At 72.8% G+C, this 17,593-nt stretch carries 16 protein-coding genes; 7 read left to right on the top strand and 9 right to left on the bottom strand.

From position 1 onward, the window contains the following. Window position 1: 1 nt before the first annotated feature. A complete protein-coding gene (locus ACFY1S_RS20110; RefSeq protein WP_387120054.1) occupies window positions 2-1,489 on the top strand; it encodes a phytoene desaturase family protein in 1,488 nt (495 codons plus the stop codon). Between the two features lie 10 nt (window positions 1,490-1,499). Here the strand turns inward: ACFY1S_RS20110 and ACFY1S_RS20105 are convergent, their stop codons facing one another. Both ACFY1S_RS20105 and metF read right to left on the bottom strand, forming a co-directional pair. Next, window positions 1,500-2,213: a CDP-alcohol phosphatidyltransferase family protein gene (locus ACFY1S_RS20105; protein ID WP_387120293.1), complete on the bottom strand. Its 714-nt coding sequence runs from the start codon at window positions 2,211-2,213 to the stop codon at window positions 1,500-1,502. Window positions 2,214-2,234: 21 nt separating this feature from the next. Next, window positions 2,235-3,152, bottom strand: a complete 918-nt coding sequence (metF, locus tag ACFY1S_RS20100) for a methylenetetrahydrofolate reductase [NAD(P)H] (protein WP_364362575.1) — start codon at window positions 3,150-3,152, stop codon at window positions 2,235-2,237. 247 nt (window positions 3,153-3,399) lie between these two features. On the opposite strand from metF, the gene ACFY1S_RS20095 reads away from it, so the two are divergent. Next, the gene (locus tag ACFY1S_RS20095; protein WP_387120051.1) at window positions 3,400-3,792 is read left to right on the top strand and encodes a helix-turn-helix domain-containing protein; all 393 of its coding nucleotides are present in this window, start codon (window positions 3,400-3,402) and stop codon (window positions 3,790-3,792) included. Window positions 3,793-3,801: 9 nt separating this feature from the next. After that, entirely contained in the window at window positions 3,802-4,884 is a 1,083-nt protein-coding gene (locus ACFY1S_RS20090) for a polyprenyl synthetase family protein (protein ID WP_387120048.1), read from the top strand. A 126-nt stretch (window positions 4,885-5,010) separates the two neighbouring features. On the opposite strand, the gene ACFY1S_RS20085 is transcribed toward ACFY1S_RS20090, so the two are convergent. Continuing rightward, window positions 5,011-5,400 carry an Rv2175c family DNA-binding protein gene (locus tag ACFY1S_RS20085; protein ID WP_364362572.1) on the bottom strand — a complete coding sequence of 130 codons (390 nt, stop codon included), beginning with the start codon at window positions 5,398-5,400 and terminating at the stop codon, window positions 5,011-5,013. Window positions 5,401-5,588: 188 nt separating this feature from the next. Here ACFY1S_RS20085 and pknB point away from each other — a divergent pair, with 188 nt between their 5' ends. After that, window positions 5,589-7,571, top strand: a complete 1,983-nt coding sequence (pknB, locus tag ACFY1S_RS20080) for a Stk1 family PASTA domain-containing Ser/Thr kinase (protein ID WP_387120044.1) — start codon at window positions 5,589-5,591, stop codon at window positions 7,569-7,571. Beyond that, complete coding sequence (locus ACFY1S_RS20075) at window positions 7,571-8,452, top strand: deoxyribonuclease IV (RefSeq protein ID WP_387120042.1); 882 nt, start codon at window positions 7,571-7,573, stop codon at window positions 8,450-8,452. Before pknB ends, ACFY1S_RS20075 begins: the two co-directional genes overlap by 1 nt. Before the next feature lie 64 nt (window positions 8,453-8,516). On the opposite strand, the gene ACFY1S_RS20070 is transcribed toward ACFY1S_RS20075, so the two are convergent. The 4 genes from ACFY1S_RS20070 to ACFY1S_RS20055 all read right to left on the bottom strand — a co-directional run bounded on the left by ACFY1S_RS20070 (window position 8,517) and on the right by ACFY1S_RS20055 (window position 13,364). Continuing rightward, a complete protein-coding gene (locus ACFY1S_RS20070) occupies window positions 8,517-9,545 on the bottom strand; it encodes a threonine aldolase family protein (protein ID WP_387120039.1) in 1,029 nt (342 codons plus the stop codon). Next, complete coding sequence (locus ACFY1S_RS20065) at window positions 9,538-10,944, bottom strand: class II 3-deoxy-7-phosphoheptulonate synthase (RefSeq protein ID WP_364362568.1); 1,407 nt, start codon at window positions 10,942-10,944, stop codon at window positions 9,538-9,540. Before ACFY1S_RS20065 ends, ACFY1S_RS20070 begins: the two co-directional genes overlap by 8 nt. Before the next feature lie 81 nt (window positions 10,945-11,025). After that, window positions 11,026-11,574 (bottom strand): hypothetical protein, encoded by a 549-nt coding sequence (locus ACFY1S_RS20060; RefSeq protein WP_387120035.1) that lies wholly within the window; start codon window positions 11,572-11,574, stop codon window positions 11,026-11,028. 179 nt (window positions 11,575-11,753) lie between these two features. Then, window positions 11,754-13,364, bottom strand: coding sequence for a glycosyl hydrolase family 18 protein (locus ACFY1S_RS20055; RefSeq protein WP_387120032.1), 1,611 nt, complete (start codon window positions 13,362-13,364; stop codon window positions 11,754-11,756). Between the two features lie 162 nt (window positions 13,365-13,526). Here ACFY1S_RS20055 and ACFY1S_RS20050 point away from each other — a divergent pair, with 162 nt between their 5' ends. Next, window positions 13,527-14,015 carry a glutathione peroxidase gene (locus tag ACFY1S_RS20050; RefSeq protein ID WP_387120029.1) on the top strand — a complete coding sequence of 163 codons (489 nt, stop codon included), beginning with the start codon at window positions 13,527-13,529 and terminating at the stop codon, window positions 14,013-14,015. 35 nt (window positions 14,016-14,050) lie between these two features. Here ACFY1S_RS20050 and ACFY1S_RS20045 read toward each other — a convergent pair whose 3' ends face one another. Next, the gene (locus ACFY1S_RS20045; protein ID WP_387120026.1) at window positions 14,051-14,893 is read right to left on the bottom strand and encodes a GNAT family N-acetyltransferase; all 843 of its coding nucleotides are present in this window, start codon (window positions 14,891-14,893) and stop codon (window positions 14,051-14,053) included. A 97-nt stretch (window positions 14,894-14,990) separates the two neighbouring features. Here ACFY1S_RS20045 and ACFY1S_RS20040 point away from each other — a divergent pair, with 97 nt between their 5' ends. Then, a complete protein-coding gene (locus tag ACFY1S_RS20040) occupies window positions 14,991-15,665 on the top strand; it encodes an NADPH-dependent F420 reductase (RefSeq protein WP_387120023.1) in 675 nt (224 codons plus the stop codon). 28 nt (window positions 15,666-15,693) lie between these two features. Here ACFY1S_RS20040 and ACFY1S_RS20035 read toward each other — a convergent pair whose 3' ends face one another. Continuing rightward, entirely contained in the window at window positions 15,694-17,295 is a 1,602-nt protein-coding gene (locus tag ACFY1S_RS20035) for a glycosyltransferase 87 family protein (RefSeq protein WP_387120020.1), read from the bottom strand. Between the last annotated feature and the right edge of the window lie 298 nt (window positions 17,296-17,593).

Raw genomic sequence — 17,593 nt, 5'->3', positions numbered from 1 at the left:
CATGGCGCGGATCGTGGTCGTCGGCGCCGGGGTGGGTGGCCTCGCCACCGCCGCCCGGCTGGCCGCCACCGGGCACCAGGTGACGGTCTTCGAGGCCGCCGACACGGTCGGGGGCAAACTCGGCAGGTACGCGCACGACACCCCGGCCGGGTCGTTCCACTTCGACACCGGGCCGAGCCTGCTCACGCTGCCCGGGGTCTTCCACGACCTGTTCGAGGCGACCGGGGCGAAGCTCGACGAGTACCTGGACCTGGTCCCGCTGGACCCGATCGTCAGGCACGTCTTCCCCGGCGGCGGCCCGGCACTCGACTCGTGCGCCGACCCGGTGGAGTTCGCCGCCCGGATCGGGGCCGCCTTCGGTGATCGGGCGGCCGCCGACTGGCAGCGGCTGTGGCGCCGGGCCGCGCGGGTGTGGAACGCCTCCGAGCGGGACATCCTGCGCCGTACCGTCGACTCGCCACGCGACCTCGCGTCGCTGGCCTGGCGGGTCGGTGACCTGGCCGCCATCGCACCGGGCCGTACCCTGCGCGGGCTGGGCCGCCGGCACCTGTCCGACCCCCGGCTGCGGATGCTGCTGGACCGGTACGCCACCTACACCGGCGCCGACCCGCGTCGGGCTCCGGCGGCGCTGGTCGCCGTCCCGTACGCGGAGCTGGCCTTCGGCGGCTGGTACCTGCGGGGTGGGCTGGGCACCCTCGCCGACGCGCTGCTGACCCGCTGCCTGGACCTCGGCGTGGTCGTGCGGACCGGCACCCCGGTGACCCGGATCGACGCGACAGGCGGCCGGGTGCACGGGGTACGCCTCGCCGGCGTCACCGCGCCGGTGCCCGCCGACGTGGTGGTGGCCAATGTGGACGCGATCACCGTCTACCGCGACCTGCTGCCGCATCCGCGCCGGCTGGCCGCGCTGACCGACCGCAGCCTCGCCGGCTTCGTGCTGCTGCTCGGCGTCGCCGGCAGCACCGGGCTGGCCCACCACAACGTCTTCTTCCCGGGCGACTACGACGCCGAGTTCGACGCCGTCTTCGGCGACCCGGGGCGGGGCGTACGGGCCCGACCGGCCGTCGACCCGACGGTGTTCGTCACGGTGGCCGACGACCCGACGGCCCGTCCGGCCGGGCACGAGGCGTGGTTCGTGCTGGTGAACGCCGCCCGGCAGGGCACCGCCGCGGGCGCGGTCGACTGGCGCCGCCCCGGGCTCGCCGACGCGTACGCCGACCGGATCCTGGAGGTGCTGGCCGAGCGTGGCGTCGACGTCCGGGACCGGTTGCTGTTCCGCGAGGTCCGTACGCCGGCCGACCTGGACGCGGCGACAGGCGCCCCGGGCGGCTCGATCTACGGCACCGCCGGCGGGCTGCTCCGCCCGGCCAACCGGGGCCCGGCGCACGGGCTGTGGCTCGTGGGCGGCTCCAGCCACCCCGGCGGCGGGCTGCCGATGGTGACCCTCTCCGCGCAGATCGTCGCCGACGAGATCGGCCCCGCCTGGTAGGGCCGGCCGCTCAGCCGGCGTCGAGCAGCGCGCGACGGACGGTGGACAGCAGCTGCCCCAGGCCGAAGGCGGCCAGCAGCACCCACACCGCTGTCGCCATGGTGATGGTGCCGGCGGCCAGGTCCGGCTCGATGAGCCCGGCCAGCCCGGCGACGAGCAACCCGACGAGCCCCACCGAGACCCGGGTGGGGCGCTCGCCCACTGTCACCGCACCGATCTCGCGCATGCCTGCCGAGACCGCGCGGGCCCGCACGTACTCGTGCAGCCAGGACAGCGCCCCGCCCGCCGCGACCAGCGCGCCCGGGGCGCCGAGCAGCCAGAACGCCAACAGCCACGCCACCTCACCGAGCCGGTCGGCGAGCGAGTCGTAGACGTAGCCGAGGCGTGTGGTGCGGCCGGTGGCGACGGCCACCGCACCGTCCACGCTGTCGGCCACGGCGGCGAGCAGGACGAACAGCGCGCCGAGGAACGGCCCGTCGCCCGGCCGGCCCACCAGCAGCGGTACGCAGAAGCAGAGCAGCACCCCGGCCACGGTGACGGCCGTGGGACCGACCCGCAGCCGGCCCAGCACGTACCCGACGTGGTACGCGAACCGCAGCCACGCGCGTACCACAGGCGCGGCGGCACGGGGGTCGAAACCGCCGTGCAGCCGCGCCCACGCCGTGGCGTACTGATCCCAGTTCAGCTGTGTGCCCACCTGGGGATCAACCGCCGTGCCGGGCATGAGGTGTCGCGGGACCACAGTTCACACCCGTGCGCCGACCTTCAGGTTCTGCCAGACCTCACGGGTGGCGGTGGACCGGTTCAGGGTGATGAAGTGGATCCCCGGCACGCCCTCGTCCAGCAGTCGGCGACTCATCTCGCTGGCCTGCTCGATGCCGAGCTGACGGACCGCCTCCGGGTCGTCGGCGACGCGCTCGAAGCGGGCCGCCAGCGCCGGCGGGAAGGGCGCCCCGGACAGCTGCACGGACCGCTCGATGGTGCCGATCTGGGTCACCGGCATCACCCCGGCCAGGATCGGCGTGGCACAGCCGGCGGCGGCCACCCGGTCACGCAGGCGCAGGTAGTCGTCGGCGTCGAAGAACATCTGGGTGATCGCGAACTCGGCGCCGGCCCGGCACTTGCGGACGAAGTGCGCGGTGTCGCTTGCCACGTCGGGCGAGCGGGGGTGCTTGTACGGGAAGGCCGCGACGCCCACGCTGAAGTCGCCGGAGTCGCGGACCAGGCGGACCAGGTCCTCGGCGTAGTCCACGCCCTCGGGATGGCGGACCCACTCACCGCCCGGGTTGCCCGGGGGGTCGCCGCGCACCGCCAGCACGTTGCGTACCCCCACCCCGGCGAGCCGGCCGATGACGTGCCGCAGCTCGGCGACGGAGTGGTTGACGGCGGTGAGGTGGGCCATCGGCAGCAGGGTGGTGTCGGTGGCGATCCGTTCGGTGACGGCCACGGTGGTGTCCCGGGTCGAGCCGCCCGCTCCGTAGGTGATCGACACGAACGACGGGCGCAGCGACTCCAGCTCGCGGATGGCCTGCCACAGCAGCCGCTCCCCCGCCTCGGTCTTGGGCGGGAAGAACTCGAACGAGAAGGTCGGCTGGCGGTCACGGATGAGCTCCCCGATCGCCGGTTGGGGATTGGGGAGTACCGAGGGAAGACCGAGCGCCACGAACCGACTCTAGCGGGCGACGCCACCGCGACCCAGGCGCTTCCCACAGCGGGGGCGTGGCACCGCCGCGCGGGCCGGTCCGGCGGGCGCGAAGGCGTCGTACCCCCGGGGTAGGAATGGGTGGCGCGTACGGGTCGACGGGGGCCGACCGGGCTCGCGCGGGGGTCGGCAGCCGCGTGGTGGCGGTCCGGTTCCGTCCGGTCGGGCGGGTGGTCGTCACCGCGCCGACGCACCGCCGGGAGGACCGATGACCCCGCACCCACCACCGCGCCCGGCGCAGCTCGGGCCGCTGCTGGCCCGCCGTCGGCTGGCCCTGGGCTGGAGCCAGCAACGCACCGCAGCCGAGTTGTGCGCCGCCGCCGGAGTGCCGACGTTGAGCCGGCACGAGGTGTCGAGGTGGGAGCGGCAGCGGCGGGTGCCCGGCGGTTTCTGGCTCGGCTGGCTGGCCGTCGTGCTTGACGTACCCCTGGTGGTGCTCGCCGCGGCCGCGGCCGCCACCCGGCGGGCCGCCCCGGCGCGTGCCGCCGGGCCGGGTCGGCGGGCCGCCGGGCCCGGTGGCCGCCCGGCCGGGCGGACGGGTCCGGGTCGACCCGTTGGGAGTACGCGTGGCGGTGCACCACGCGCGTCGGCGACCGGCTAGCGTCGGGGCGTGACCCACGCTGCTCCCGTTTCTCCCGTCGACCGCGCCGGCCTGCGACAGCGTGTCGACAAGGCTCTCACCGAGTTCCTGGCCGGCCAGCGGACCCGGCTGATCCGGGTGGACGACGCCCTGGTCGAGGTGGCGGAGGCGATCGAGGCGTTCGTGCTCGGCGGTGGCAAGCGGCTGCGTCCGGCCTTCGCCTACTGGGGTTTCCGGGGCGCCGGCGGGGTGGATGGCGACCATGTGCTCACCGCCCTCGCCTCGCTGGAGTTCGTGCAGGCCAGCGCCCTGATCCACGACGACCTGATGGACCGCTCCGACACCCGCCGCGGTGATCCGGCGGTGCATCGTCGGTTCGCCGAGCAGCACCGGACGGCCGGCTGGGGTGGTGACCCGGACGGGTTCGGCGACGCCGCCGCGATCCTGCTCGGCGACCTGTGCCTGGTCTGGTCCGACGAGCTGCTGCACTCCGCCGGGCTGGACCTGCGGGCGGTGGCCCGGGCCCGGCCGGTCTTCGACGAGATGCGCACGGAGGTCACGGTCGGGCAGTACCTCGACGTGTTGACCCAGGTCACCGGGGACACGTCGGTGGAGCGGGCCAGCAAGGTCGCCAGGTACAAGTCGGCGAAGTACACGGTCGAGCGGCCGTTGCTGCTGGGCGCCGCGCTGGCCGACGCGCCGCCGGAGGTGTGCACCGCCTACTCGGCGTACGGGCTGCCGCTGGGCGAGGCGTTCCAGCTCCGCGACGACGTGCTGGGGGTCTTCGGTGACCCGGCGCTGACCGGCAAGCCGGCCGGTGACGACCTGCGCGAGGGCAAGCGCACCTATCTGGTGGCGGCGGCCGTGGAGACCACCGACGACGCCGGGCGGGAGCTGCTGCTCAGCCAGCTCGGCGACCCCGAGCTGGACGAGCGGGGGGTGGCCCGGCTGCGCGAGCTGATCACCGCGAGTGGCGCTCTGGCCCGTACCGAGCAGCGGATCGTCACGCTCACCGACACCGCGCTGGCGGCCCTGAGCGCCGTGGACCTCGACACCGAGGCCCGCCAGGCCCTGGTCGACCTGGCGATAGCGGCAACCCGCCGAGCCGACTAACCTCCCACCCCACCCCCGGCTCCCGCTGGGTTGATCATGAAGTTAGCGGCACTGGCCTCGGCGTGTCGCGCCGCCAACTTCATGATCAACGGAGGGCGCGGGGCCGGGGGGCGGGGTGGTGGGGGGTTAGAAGCCGACGGCTTGGGCTCGGCGCTTGACCTCGCGGGCCTGGTCCCCGGACAGGGCCGCCGCCGGGGTGTTGCCGGGGAGCGTGTCGTCGGGCTCGTAGAGCCAGCGCAACGCGGCCTCGTCGTCGTAGCCGTTGTCGGAGAGCAGGTTGAGCACGCCGGGCAGGTGCTTGAGTACGGTCTCGTTGGCCACCAGGTCGGCCGGGATCCGGCGGACGCCGTCGCGGCGGACCGCCAACAGCTCCCGGTCGCGGATCATCTGGTGCACCTTGCTGATCGACACGTCGAGGCGCTCGGCGACGTCGGGCAGGGTGAGCCAGCCGGCCGGGTCGGCGGGTCCGGCGAGTTCGGGGCCGGGCACGGCCTGGTCGGGTACGGGTTCGGTCACCTGGACACCCTGTCACGCCGCCGCCGCGTCGGGCCACCGGCACCCCGGACGACCTGATGGAGCTTCGTCCCGCGTACGCCGCTGACCAGGGGACGAGGACCCGCGAGTGCGGCGGGACGGACCGTGTCGGCCGCCGGCTGTAGCATCCTGTTCAACCTTCACCCCCTGGACACATAGACTCCCTGCCGATGGACACACAGGTCGCCGACACGTTGCTGGGCTCGCTTATCGACGGGCGCTACCGCATTCGCGGTCGCGTGGCCCGTGGCGGCATGGCGACCGTGTACACCGCCACCGACGAACGCCTCGAGCGCACCGTCGCAGTCAAGATCATTCATCCGACCCAGGCACCTGAGGCTCGGGCCCGGATCGCCAACTTCGTGGCCCGGTTCACCGACGAGGCGAAGACCATCGCCCGGCTGACCCACCCGAACGTGGTGGCGGTCTACGACCAGGGCACCCACGCCGGCCTGCCGTACCTGGTGATGGAGTACGTGCGCGGTCGTACGCTGCGCGACGTTCTGGCCGAGCGGCGCCGCCTCAACCCGGACGAGGCGTTGGCCATCGCCGAGCAGATGCTCGCCGCGATCGCCGCCGCGCACCGGGCCGGCCTGGTGCACCGCGACGTCAAACCGGAGAACGTGCTGGTCGCCGAGGCGCCCACCGGTGGCGTCGCCAACCTGGTCGACAGCGTGGTCAAGGTGGCCGACTTCGGGTTGGCCCGGGCCGTCGAGGCGAGCGCCGACGACGAGCAGGGCAACCAGCTGATGGCCACCGTGGCGTACGTCGCCCCGGAGCTGGTCACCGAGGGCCGCGCCGATCCGCGCACCGACGTCTACTCGGCCGGGATCGTGCTGTTCGAGATGCTCACCGGTCGGGTGCCCTACGACGGCGACCGCCCGGTGGATGTGGCCTGGCAGCACGTCGACCGTGACGTGCCGGCGCCCTCGACGCTGGTGCCGGGCCTTCCGTCGGTCCTCGACGACCTGGTGCGGCGGGCCACCCGACGCGACCCGGCCGCCCGGCCGGCCGACGCCGGTGCGCTGCTGGCCGACGTGCAGGTGGCGCGGGACAACCTGGGTGACGCCAACAGCCGCACCACTGTGTTGAGCCGGGTCACCGACGAGCCGTCGGTCTCCCAGCCGACAATGATGGTCGCCACGGTCCGGCCGGCCGAGCGCCCGGCCTGGGCCAGGCTGCCGGAGGGCGGCCAGGGGCCGGGCCGGAGGCGGGCCGCGCCGGAGCCGGCGGAGGGGCTGTGGGCCCGGCTGACCGAGCTGCGGACGAGCGTGATGGGCGACCCGCGTGGCCGGCGGGCCGTCGCGGCAGCGGTGGTGGCGTTGGGCCTGGTGGTCGCACTGGGTGGTTGGTGGTTCGGCGTCGGGCGGTACACGTCCGCCCCGCAGCTGGTCAGCCTGACCAAGGCCGAGGCGCAGGCGCAGGCCGACCGGGCCGGGCTCACCCTGGCGTACGGCGAGCCGCGTTTCGACGAGAAGGTCCCGAAGGACAGCGTGCTGGGGCAGAGCCCGGGATCCTCCGCCAAGATCGTCAAGGGTGGCACGATCACCCTGACCCTCTCGCTGGGTCCGGAGCGCTTCCCCGTGCCCGACGTGATCGGCAAGGAGTACGAGCTGGCCGAGGCCGACCTGGTCAACGCGAAGCTGGTGGTGGCCAAGGGCGCCACCCGCTATGACGACACCCTGCCGGCCGGCGTCGTCCTGGACAGCAACCCGAAGGTGGGCGCCGAGGTCAAGCCGGGCACGAAGATCACGCTCATCCTGAGCAAGGGTCGCGCCCCGGTGTCGGTGCCGAACCTGGTCGGCAAGAGCCTCACCGAGGCCCGTACCACCCTGACCGGGCTCGGCCTGGTGGCGGTGGAGACGTACAAGGACTCCGACAAGCCCAAGGACGAGATCCTGGGGCAGAGCCCGGCCGACGGCGCCGGCGTGGAGAAGGGCACCCAGGTCAAGCTGGAGGTCAGCAAGGGTCCACCGCTGGCGGTCGTGCCCCGGGTGATCGACCTGCCCTGCCAGCAGGCCAAGCAGGTGCTGGAGAGCCAGGGCTACCCGGTGACCATCGCGCTCAACCCGAACGCGGTTGTCCGGATCCAGGCCCCCGGTGAGAATTCGCAGGTGCCGCCGGGCACCCCTGTCGTCATCACGTGCTTCTGATGCCGACGGTCCACTCGCGTCCGGTGGGCGCGCACACCTCCACCTCCGGCGGGCTGGCGAAGGCAGCCCTGCCGTACGCCGACGTGACGGGCGCGCAGGTGGTGCAGGTCTACGTCTCCAACTCGCGGGGCTGGGCGCTGCCCACCGGTGACCCGGCACAGGACGCGCTGTTCCGGCAGGGCTGCGTCGAGCGGGGCATCCCCGCGTACATCCACGCGTCGCTGCTTGTCAACCTGGGCTCACCCACCCCGGCCACTGTGGAGAAGTCGGCGCAGACGCTGGCGCACGCGCTGCGCCGGGGCGTGGCGATCGGCGCCCGGGCGGTGGTGTTCCACGCGGGCAGTTCGGTGGACGAGGGGCACGCCGAGGAGGCGATGCGGCAGGTCCGCCGGGAGCTGCTGCCGCTGCTCGATTGGGCCGCCGAGACCGGTGGGCCGATGCTGCTTGTCGAGCCGAGCGCGGGCGGCGGTCGGTCGCTCGCCTCCCGGGTGGAGCAACTCGGACCGTACCTGGACGCGGTGGACCGGCACCCCATGCTCGGGGTCTGCTTCGACACCTGCCACGCGTGGGCGGCCGGGCACGACCTGGCTGCCGAGGGCGGCATGACTGCCACCCTGGACACGCTCGTGGCGACAGTGGGGGCGGACCGGCTGCGGCTGGTGCACGCAAACGACTCGAAGGACCTGTGCGGCTCCACCCGGGACCGGCACGAGAACATCGGCAAGGGCACCATCGGCGAGCCGGCCTTCGCTGAGCTGATGGCCCACCCGGCCACCGCGGGCGTCCCGATCGTCGTGGAGACCCCCAGCGGCGACAAGCACGAGGGCCACGCCGCCGACATCGAAACGCTCATCCGCCTGCGCCCGTCACCGCCGGGCTGATCACGAGGTTCGCGTCATCCGGAAGCCGGAGTCCGACGCGAACCTCTTGATCACCAGGTTCCGGTCAGGCGGACAGGATCCGCGGCAGGGCTTCGACCGCGCGGTCGATGTCCGCGTCGTCGACGCCCAGGTGGGTGACCAGGCGTGCGGTACGGGGGCCGAGCACCGAGATCAGGATGCCCTCGGCCCGCGCGGCGGCGGCCAGGGCACGCGCGTCGAGCGCGTGCTTCGTCAGATCCAGTGCGACGAGGTTGGTGCGGGCCGGGGTGGCGAGCACCCCGAACGGCGCGATCACCTCGGCGAGCCGGGCCGCCCGGGCGTGGTCGTCGGCCAGCCTCTCGATGTGGTGCGCGAGCGCGTACCTGCCGGCGGCGGCGAGAACACCTGCCTGACGCATACCGCCGCCCATCCGCTTGCGGATCGTCCGGGCCCGGCCGATCTTCTCGGCGCCGCCGACCACGAGCGACCCGACGGGCGCGCCGAGCCCCTTGGACAGGCAGACCGACACGGTGTCGAAGAGCTGGCCGTACTCGATCAGGGGAACCCCGTCCGCGACGTGCGCGTGCCAGATCCGGGCGCCGTCGCAGTGCAGCGCGACCCGCGCCTCGTCGGCGACGGCGCGCAGGTCCCGCAGCGTGGCGAGGGGGATCACCCCACCGCCACCCCGGTTGTGGGTCTGCTCGACGGCGATGGCGCGGGTGGAGACGGCGAAGTAGCCGTCCGGACGGATCATCCGGGCGACCGTCTCCGGGTCGATGTCCGCGCCGACCGCCGGCCAGGTCCGCGAGGAGATCCCGCCGTACGCGGCTGCGGCGCCGATCTCGTACGTCACCACGTGCGCGTCGGCGTCGCAGAGCAGCTCGTCACCGGGCGACACCAGCAGTTGCAGGGCGATCTGGTTTGCCATCGAGCCGCTCGGGGCGAACAACGCCGCCTCGTGGCCGAACAGCGCGGCGACCTCGGCTTCGAGGGCGTTGACTGTCGGGTCCTCGCCGTAGACGTCGTCGCCGACCTCGGCGGTGGCCATCGCCTCCCGCATCCCGGCGGTGGGCCGGGTCACCGTGTCGGACCGCAGGTCAACAAGATCAGCCACGCAACATCTCCGCTACCAGGAAGGCCAGCTCCAGCGACTGCTGGGTATTCAGTCGCGGGTCGCAGGCGGTTTCGTACCGGTCGGGCAGGTCGAGGTCCTCGATGCCCTGGGCGCCGCCGAGGCACTCGGTGACGTCCTCTCCGGTCAACTCGACGTGCAGGCCACCGGGGTGGGTGTCCAGGCCCCGGTGCACCTCGAAGTAGCCAAGCACCTCGTCGACGATCCGGTCGAAGTGCCGGGTCTTGTACCCGTTCGACGACTCGTGGGTGTTGCCGTGCATCGGGTCGCACTGCCAGACGACCTTCGCGCCGGCGGCGGTGACCTTGGCCACGATCGGCGGGAGGGCGTCGCGTACGCGGTGGTTCCCCATCCGGCTGATCAGGGTGAGCCGGCCGGGGACGTTGTCCGGGTTGAGCTTCTCGCACAGCTCGATCGCCTCGTCCGGGGACGTGGTGGGGCCGAGCTTCACACCGATCGGGTTGGCGATGCGGGAGATGAAGTCGATGTGCGCGCCGGTGATCTGCCGGGTGCGCTCGCCGACCCAGAGGAAGTGCCCGGAGAGCCCGTACGCCCGGCGGTCGGAGACCCGGGTCAGCGCCCTGTCGTACTCCAGGGCGAGGGCCTCGTGGGAGCAGTAGAGCGTGACGGTCCGCAGCGCCTCGTCGTCGGTCATCCCGCAGGCCCGGATGAAGGCCAACGCGCGGTCGATCTCCCGGGCGATCGCCTCGTAGCGTTCCCCCGCCGGGGAGTTCTTCACGAACCCCTTGTTCCAGTCGTGCACGGCGTGCAGGTCGGCGAGCCCGCCGGCGAGGTACGCCCGGAGCATGTTCATGGCCGCCGCCGAGTTGGCGTACGCCCGGATCATGCGCTGCGGGTCGGCGACCCGGGCGGCCGGGTCGGCCTCCAGCGAATTGATCATGTCGCCGCGGTAGGCTGGCAGGCCGCGCGCGTCGGTGGGCAGCGAACGGGGCTTGGTGTACTGGCCGGCCACCCGGGCGACCTTGACCACCGGCAACGACGCGCCGTAGGTGAGCACGATCGCCATCTGGAGCAGGGTGCGGGCGTTGGCCAGCAGGTGGCTCTCGGTGTTGTCGACGAACGTCTCGGCGCAGTCACCGCCCTGGAGCAGGAACGCCTTGCCCTCGCAGACCAGGGCCAGCTTCTGCCGGAGCTGGTCCACCTCGTAGGGCGCGACGACCGACGGCACGGTGTCGAGCACCTTGCACACCTCGGCGACGGTCGCCGGATCGGACCACGGCGGGGTCTGCTCGCGGGGCAGCTCCCGCCATCGGTCCAGGCCGAGGGCGGCGTCCTCGGCGGAGTCGACTGTCGGTCGGCTGGTCTGCAGGCCCGGGCTACCCACCGCGGGATGGCTCAGCTGATGCCACTCATGGCGCATGAGAGAAAGCGTACGGCGACGCTCGGCGTGCCTGGTCGGCGAGGGGGATGGTTCCGGCAGATGGGAGATCGATCGGGTGGGTCAGGACGCGGGCGGTGACGGCGCGCCGCCCGGTGCCCCGTCACCGGGTGCCGGGGCGCCAGCCGGCTGCGGAGGGCCAGCGGGTGCGGAGGCGTCGCCGGACGCCTCGCCGGCGATGCACCAGTCACCGCCGTCGCGGGTGACTGTGAACACCAACGGCCGGGTGATCGTGCGCTTGCCGGCGGCCACCGTGACCGAGACGCTGACCTCCTGCCCGCGTGGGCCCGGCGCGACGGCGTCGATCGTCGCCCCGGGCACTTCGAAGTGGTCGGCGAAGTCGCCGTTCGGGCCGGTGGCGCTCAGGTCGAAACCCTCCTGGAGCAGCGCGCAGAGCTGGCTGCGGCCGGCGGCGGCGTCCTTGGCGGTCATCGCGTCGAGGTACGCCTGCACCCGTTCACGGGAGCGGGTGGCGGCCTCCTCGGCGGGTGCCCGCTCGGGCTTGGCCGCCTCCTGCTCGTCACCGCCGCCGATGCCGCAGCCGACCAGGGAGACCGGCAGCAGCACAAGCCCGGCGGCGGTCGCCGCCAGCCTGCGGTGTGTCGGGCGCATGTCCACCTCCGTCGACCGTGCCATCGAGACGTGCCGAGCCGCGAGTCTGCCACATCCCGGCAGTCCCGCCCAACGCCGTCGGCCCGGCCGACGCGGGGCGTCGACCGGGCCGGTGCGTCACGGGCGGGGAGGGACGGTGCGGACCCTCCCCGCCGTGTGGGTACTGCGTCGCCCTCGGCTCAGCCGAGGCCGCCCTTGATGGCGCCGATGAGCTCCCCGTTGCTGGTGTCACCGGAGAGTTCCCAGAAGAACGCGCCACCGAGGCCCTGGTTGTTCGCGTACGTCATCTTGCCGTTGATGGTCGACGGGGTGTCGTAGCTCCACCAGTTGCTGCCGCACTTGGCGTACGCGGTGCCGGCGATCGTGCCGGTGGTCGGGCAGGTGTTCTTGAGGACCTTGTAGTCCTCGATGCCCGCCTCGTACGTGCCAGGTGCCGCGCCGGTGGCGCTGCCGCCAGGTGCCGCCTGGGTGACGCCTGTCCAGCCCCGTCCGTAGAAGCCGATGCCGAGCAGCAGCTTGTTGGCCGGGATGCCCTTGCTCTTGAGCTTCTGGATCGCCGCGTCGGAGTTGAAGCCCTGCTGCGGGATGCCCGTGTACGAGGTCAGCGGCGAGTGCGGGGCGGTGGGGCCCTGGGCGTTGAACGCGCCGAAGTAGTCGTACGTCATCGGCATGAGCCAGTTGAGGTTGCCGATCGCGCCGGCGTAGTCGGTGGCGTCGATCTTGCCGCCGTTGCTGCCGTCCGCCGTGATGGCGGCGGTGACCAGGGCGTTGGAGCCGAACTTCGACCGCAGCGCGCCGATCACGTTCTTGAAGGCGTTCGGGCCGCTGGCGTCACAGCTCAGGCCGCACGCGTTCGGGTACTCCCAGTCGACGTCGATGCCGTCGAAGACGTCCGCCCAGCGCGGGTCCTCGACCAGGTTGTAGCAGCTCTCGGCGAAGGCGGCCGGGTTCTGCGCGGCCTGCGTGAAGCCACCGGACCAGGTCCAGCCGCCGAACGACCAGATCACCTTGAGGTGCGGGTTCATCTGCTTGAGCTTGCGCAGCTGGTTGAAGCTGCCCCGCAGCGGCTGGTCCCAGGTGTCGGCGACACCGTCGACGCTGTCCGCCGCCGTGTACGCCTTCTCGTAGTCGGCGTAGCTGTCACCGATCGAGCAGCGGCCACCTGTGGTGTTGCCGAAGGCGTACAGGATGTGGGTCAGCTTGGCGGCCGAGCCGCTGGTCTGGATGTTCTTGACGTGGTAGTTGCGGGCGTAGACGCCCCACTCGGCGAAGTAGCCGACGACCTTCCTGCCACCCGTGTTCGGCGGTGGGGTGGTCGGCGGCGGGGTGGTGGGTGGCGTCGTGGTGGGCGGGGTGGTGGTCGGCGGCGTCGTGGTCGGCGGGGTGGTCCCGCCGCCGCACGCGGCGCCGTTCACCGTGCAGTTCAGCGGCGCCTTGTACGCGCCGGTGCCGTTGTAGCCCCAACTGAACGAGGCGCCGGGGGCCAGGCCGCCGGCCCAGCTCTTCTTGACCGCGACGTAGTGGTTTCCGCTGCTCGTGACGTCGGCGTCCCAGGCGCTGCTGATGGTGGTCCCCGACGGCAGGTCGAATTCGATGCGCCAGGTGCTGACGGTGGCGCCGGAGCCGTTGGTGATCGTCACCTTCGTCTCGTGACCGGTCCCCCAGTCCTGCGCCTTGGTGAACGTGGTGGTGACCGTGCCGGCGCCGAAAGCGGTGGTCATCGGCACCGCTGCGACGGTCACGGCGACCACGGCACCGGCCCAGAGGGCCCGGCGGAGCGATCTTTTCATGAGGCGTCTCCCGAACTGTTAGGAAACTTTCCAAAAGAGATTGGTGAGACGGTACTCACAGCGTCATCACTTCGTCAAGATGCGCATGTTTCGATTGCCCGATGCGTGGAGTCCCCCGCGCCCGTTCCGAGCCCCCGAACGCCTGACGCGTAGCCTCGGACCATGACCGTCTTCGACATCCCGATCGACGCCCTCAACGGCGGCCCCGCCGACCTGGACCGCTACCGCGGCAAGGCGCTCCTGGTCGTCAACGTCGCCTCCCGCTGCGGCCTCACCCCCCAGTACGCGGGCCTGCAGGCGCTCGCCGACTCGTACGCCGCGCGCGGTCTCGTGGTGCTCGGCGTGCCGTGCAACCAGTTCGCCGGTCAGGAGCCGGGCAGCGCCGCCGAGATCAACGACTTCTGCCAGGTCAACTACGGCGTGACCTTCCCGCTTACCGAGAAGGTCGACGTCAACGGCCCCGAGCGGCACCCGCTCTACAGCGCGTTGGTCGACACCCCGGATGCCGACGGGCACACCGGGGACGTGCGGTGGAACTTCGAGAAGTTCCTGGTGGCCGCGGACGGGTCGGTCGCCGCCCGCTTCGCCCCCACGGTCACCCCCGACTCCGACGACCTGCGCGCCGCCATCGAGAAGGTCCTCCCCGCCTGATCCGGCGCGGAAAGGCGCCGGATCAGGCGGGGCGGTCAGGCGCGCAGCAACCACTGGCCCGCGTCCGCGACGGGCGCGTAGCCGAGGGCCTGGTAGATGTGGTTGCTCGTGGGGTTGGCCAGGTCGGTGTAGAGGGTGCAGGTCGTCGCGCCGGCGCTCAGCGCGTACCGGCTGGCGTGTGCCACGCAGCCGCCGGCGAAGCCTCGCCCCCGGTGCTCCGGTGGCGTGTAGACACCGCTGACCCGGACCACGCCCGCCACCTGCCTGCTCAGCCAGGCCATCGAGACCGGGGTGCCGGCGACCTCCCAGAGCCAGAGCAGGTCCCCGTGCGGCAGCCGGGCGTCCACCTGCCCGGACAGCTCCACGGCCGGCCGCCCCGTCGTGGTCTCCGCGGCGTACGCGGCCGCCCAGGCCACCAGCAGGTCGCGGTCCGCGGCGGTCGCCGGTCGGGCGTGGCCGGGTACGCCGGCCGGCGGCCGGACCGTCTCCAGCCGGAAGATCCGCTGCGCGGTTCCGGGTACGGCCAGCAGGCCGGCGCGATCGGCGTACCGCCGCGCGAACTCCACGATGGCCGGGACCGGCCCGTGCACCTCGACAAGCGGCGGCGCCGCCCGGACGAAATGCTCGGCAAGCGACCGCGCGGCCGCCACCGGCACCGCGCCCAGGAGCGGCCCGCGCGGCGGCGTCCACACCGCCGCGCCCACCGTCACCCCGCCGTCGACCACCCGCACGAACCGCTCGGCACCGGAGAGTGGCACGTCCCCGGAGAGCCGGTCGGCGACGAGCGTGAGCAGTACGTTGTGCAGGACGGGCTCGCGGCACAACCAGGCGCCCGCCCTACCGGCGAAGGCCGCGAGATCCTCGACGAGACAGCGCATGCCCGGCAGTGTGCGCAGCCGGACGGCGATGCGGCAACCGGATAACCCACCAGACCGGTCGGGAATGCGTCGCGGGTGGAGAGAGTTGGGACCGAGCATGACAACAGTGGGACTGATCGGCAGCGGCAACATCGGCGGCACCGTGGCCCGGCTGGCGGTGGACGCCGGCTACGACGTGGTGCTGAGCAACTCGCGGGGGCCGGAAACCCTCCAGGGTCTCGTCGACGAGCTGGGCAATCAGGCCAGCGCCGGCACCGCCCGGGACGCGGCCCAGGTCGGTGACCTCGTCGTGGTCAGCGTGCCGCTGAAGGCGTACCGCGCGGTGCCCGTCGAGCCGCTGGCCGGCAAGGTCGTCATCGACACCAACAACTACTACGCGCAGCGCGACGGGAACCTCCCCGAGCTGGACTCCGGCGAGACCACCAGCAGCGAGCTGCTCCAGCGGCACCTGCCCGACTCGCGGGTGGTGAAGGTCTTCAACAACATCTACTTCAAGGGCCTGGCGACGCTTGCCCGGCCGTCCGGCGCCGCCGACCGCAGCGCCCTCGCCATCGCCGGTGACGACGCCGCCGCGAAGGCCGAGGTGACCGCCTTCCTCGACCGGATCGGCTACGACGCGGTCGACGTCGGCCCGCTCGCCGAGGGGTGGCGCTACCAGCCCGACACCCCGGCGTACGGCCTCCTCTACGCCGCCAGCCCCACCGACTGGGAGCACCCGGTGCCTGGCGACGCCGAGAAGCTGCGCACCGCCCTGGCCGCCGCCACCCGCTGATCCACCGCCGCCGCCCTCCGGCGACCGCCTACCTGGTGGCCGTACGGAGGGCTGCGGCGAGTTCGTCGTCGTAGCTGGCGATCGGCTGGCTGTCCGAGGCGTAGGCCACGAGCCGCCCCTGTGCCATCGTCGCCGAGCGGAACGAGAAGGTGCGCGTCCCCGGGTAGGCGGCGAGCAGCGGAATGGTCCGGGGCGCCCCGCCCGGGGCGGAGTAGTACTCCAGGCGGGTCACCTGCGGTGAGACCACGCCGTTCACCCGGACCTTGGTCTTCTCCGCACGGGTGCCGAAGGTGACAGGCGCGTCGGTGCCGTACGCGGCGCACTCGGCAGCTCCCCGGCAGACGAAGAAGTACCTGGGGTTGACCACGTCGTCGAGGGTGTACGCCTTGAAGGTCGGGTCGGCGCCGGCCGGCAGCGGCTGCACGGCGAAGAACGCGACAGCCACGGTCGCCGTGACGCCCACCCGCAGCCACGCCCGCCCGGCGGCCGGTCGTCTGCTCGTCCGCCGGGCGGCGACGGCGACACCGCCGAAGCCGGCCAGGCACAGCAGGCACACGCCGACGGCGCGGGCGTTCTCGAACAGGAACTGCACGCCCGGCCGCGTCGAGACCGGGCTGAGCACCGCGCCCAGCGAGACGACCATGGCGGCGAGCAGCGCCGCGCCAGCGGCCCGTTGGGCGACACCTGACGCACCGATCAGCAGCATCGCGGCGAGCACCGGCCACACCTGGTGGTGGGTCCAGGACACCGGCGACGCGGCCACCGTGGCGCAGCCGACGAGCACCGCGGCGTGCCCGGGGCGGCCCTGCCGGGTCAGCTGCCGGGCCCGCAGCAGCGCCGCCGCGCAGATGACCGCGACAAGGCCGGCCCAGAGCAGGGGCAGTGTGGACTCCTCGACGCCGACCCGCAGCAGCATCCCGTGCAGGGACTGGTTGCCCAGCGAGGCCAGGTTGCCGATTCGGGAGGTCTGCCGGACGGCCTCGGTCCAGTACGTCCAGCTCTCGCCGGGAAGCACGATCGCGGCGAGCGCGGCGCAGGCCACGAACGTCCCGGCGGCCCGGGCGGCGTCGCGGTAACGGCCGACGGCGAGGAAGTAGACCACGAACAGCAGTGGGGTGAGCTTGATGGCCGCGGCCACCCCGACGAGGGTCCCGCGCAGCCGGGGCGGCAGGACGCCCATCCCGTCCAGCAGGGCCATCAGCACGATGAAGATGCTCACCTGACCGAACCGCAGGTTGCTCTGCACCGGCGCGGAGAGCATCAGCACCGTGGCCGCCACCGCCACGACCAGCGGCCGCCGGGACGGCCGGGTGCTCAGCGCGACACCTACCGACGCGGCGATGGCGACAACCGCGGCGCACGTCGCCACCAGCCAGAACCCCTGCACCACGCCCTCGCTGACGGCGGTCATCGGCCCCAGCACGAGGGCGGCGAACGGCGGGTAGGTGAACGGCCCCCCGTTCTGGGCCACATACCCGTACAGCGGCCTGCCGGCGTGCAGGTCGGACAGCGCGCCGTAGTAGATGTGCAGGTCGGAGAGACGATCCGGACGGTCCAGGACGAGCAGACAGGACACCAGCGCGACGACGACGAAGGCCGCCCACGCCATTGCCACCCGGCGATCCCGCATCGACCGAGAATAGGCGAACAGGAACGCCTTAGGTGTCCCTCCCGCCCCGTGGATTCGGCGTCGGGTCGTGCGCGGCGCGGGTCAGCGGCGCTCCGGCGCGGACGCTACTTCTGAAACAGCACCGATGTGACCTCCGCGATGACGCCGAAGGCCCAAGCAAGCTGCGGGCAGTCATGACGGCCTCGGCACTCCAGGCAACCGCGGCGCGGGAGAAAACTTGCCGCGGCAACTTGCGCTTAAGTCCTGTGCACGGGACTCTGATTCCCGGGTGTTGCCGCCCGCTCACCGAACGTGCTCC

It is taken from the genome of Micromonospora sp. NPDC000663 (genome assembly GCF_042898105.1).
In the GTDB taxonomy this organism is placed as follows: Bacteria; Actinomycetota; Actinomycetes; order Mycobacteriales; family Micromonosporaceae; genus Micromonospora.
Note: the sequence above shows the minus strand (reverse complement) of the source record. Positions and strands in the feature narration are given on the sequence as shown.

What these genes read in the sequence shown, in the direction of transcription:
- ACFY1S_RS20055 (WP_387120032.1), bottom strand. Translation starts at nt 13,364, where the DNA reads ATGAAAAGATCGCTCCGCCGGGCCCTCTGGGCCGGTGCCGTGGTCGCC.
- ACFY1S_RS20050 (WP_387120029.1), top strand. Translation starts at nt 13,527, where the DNA reads ATGACCGTCTTCGACATCCCGATCGACGCCCTCAACGGCGGCCCCGCC.
- ACFY1S_RS20095 (WP_387120051.1), top strand. Translation starts at nt 3,400, where the DNA reads ATGACCCCGCACCCACCACCGCGCCCGGCGCAGCTCGGGCCGCTGCTG.
- pknB (WP_387120044.1), top strand. Translation starts at nt 5,589, where the DNA reads ATGGACACACAGGTCGCCGACACGTTGCTGGGCTCGCTTATCGACGGG.
- ACFY1S_RS20075 (WP_387120042.1), top strand. Translation starts at nt 7,571, where the DNA reads ATGCCGACGGTCCACTCGCGTCCGGTGGGCGCGCACACCTCCACCTCC.
- ACFY1S_RS20045 (WP_387120026.1), bottom strand. Translation starts at nt 14,893, where the DNA reads ATGCGCTGTCTCGTCGAGGATCTCGCGGCCTTCGCCGGTAGGGCGGGC.
- ACFY1S_RS20110 (WP_387120054.1), top strand. Translation starts at nt 2, where the DNA reads ATGGCGCGGATCGTGGTCGTCGGCGCCGGGGTGGGTGGCCTCGCCACC.
- ACFY1S_RS20105 (WP_387120293.1), bottom strand. Translation starts at nt 2,213, where the DNA reads ATGCCCGGCACGGCGGTTGATCCCCAGGTGGGCACACAGCTGAACTGG.
- ACFY1S_RS20040 (WP_387120023.1), top strand. Translation starts at nt 14,991, where the DNA reads ATGACAACAGTGGGACTGATCGGCAGCGGCAACATCGGCGGCACCGTG.
- ACFY1S_RS20060 (WP_387120035.1), bottom strand. Translation starts at nt 11,574, where the DNA reads ATGCGCCCGACACACCGCAGGCTGGCGGCGACCGCCGCCGGGCTTGTG.
- ACFY1S_RS20065 (WP_364362568.1), bottom strand. Translation starts at nt 10,944, where the DNA reads ATGCGCCATGAGTGGCATCAGCTGAGCCATCCCGCGGTGGGTAGCCCG.
- ACFY1S_RS20035 (WP_387120020.1), bottom strand. Translation starts at nt 17,295, where the DNA reads ATGCGGGATCGCCGGGTGGCAATGGCGTGGGCGGCCTTCGTCGTCGTC.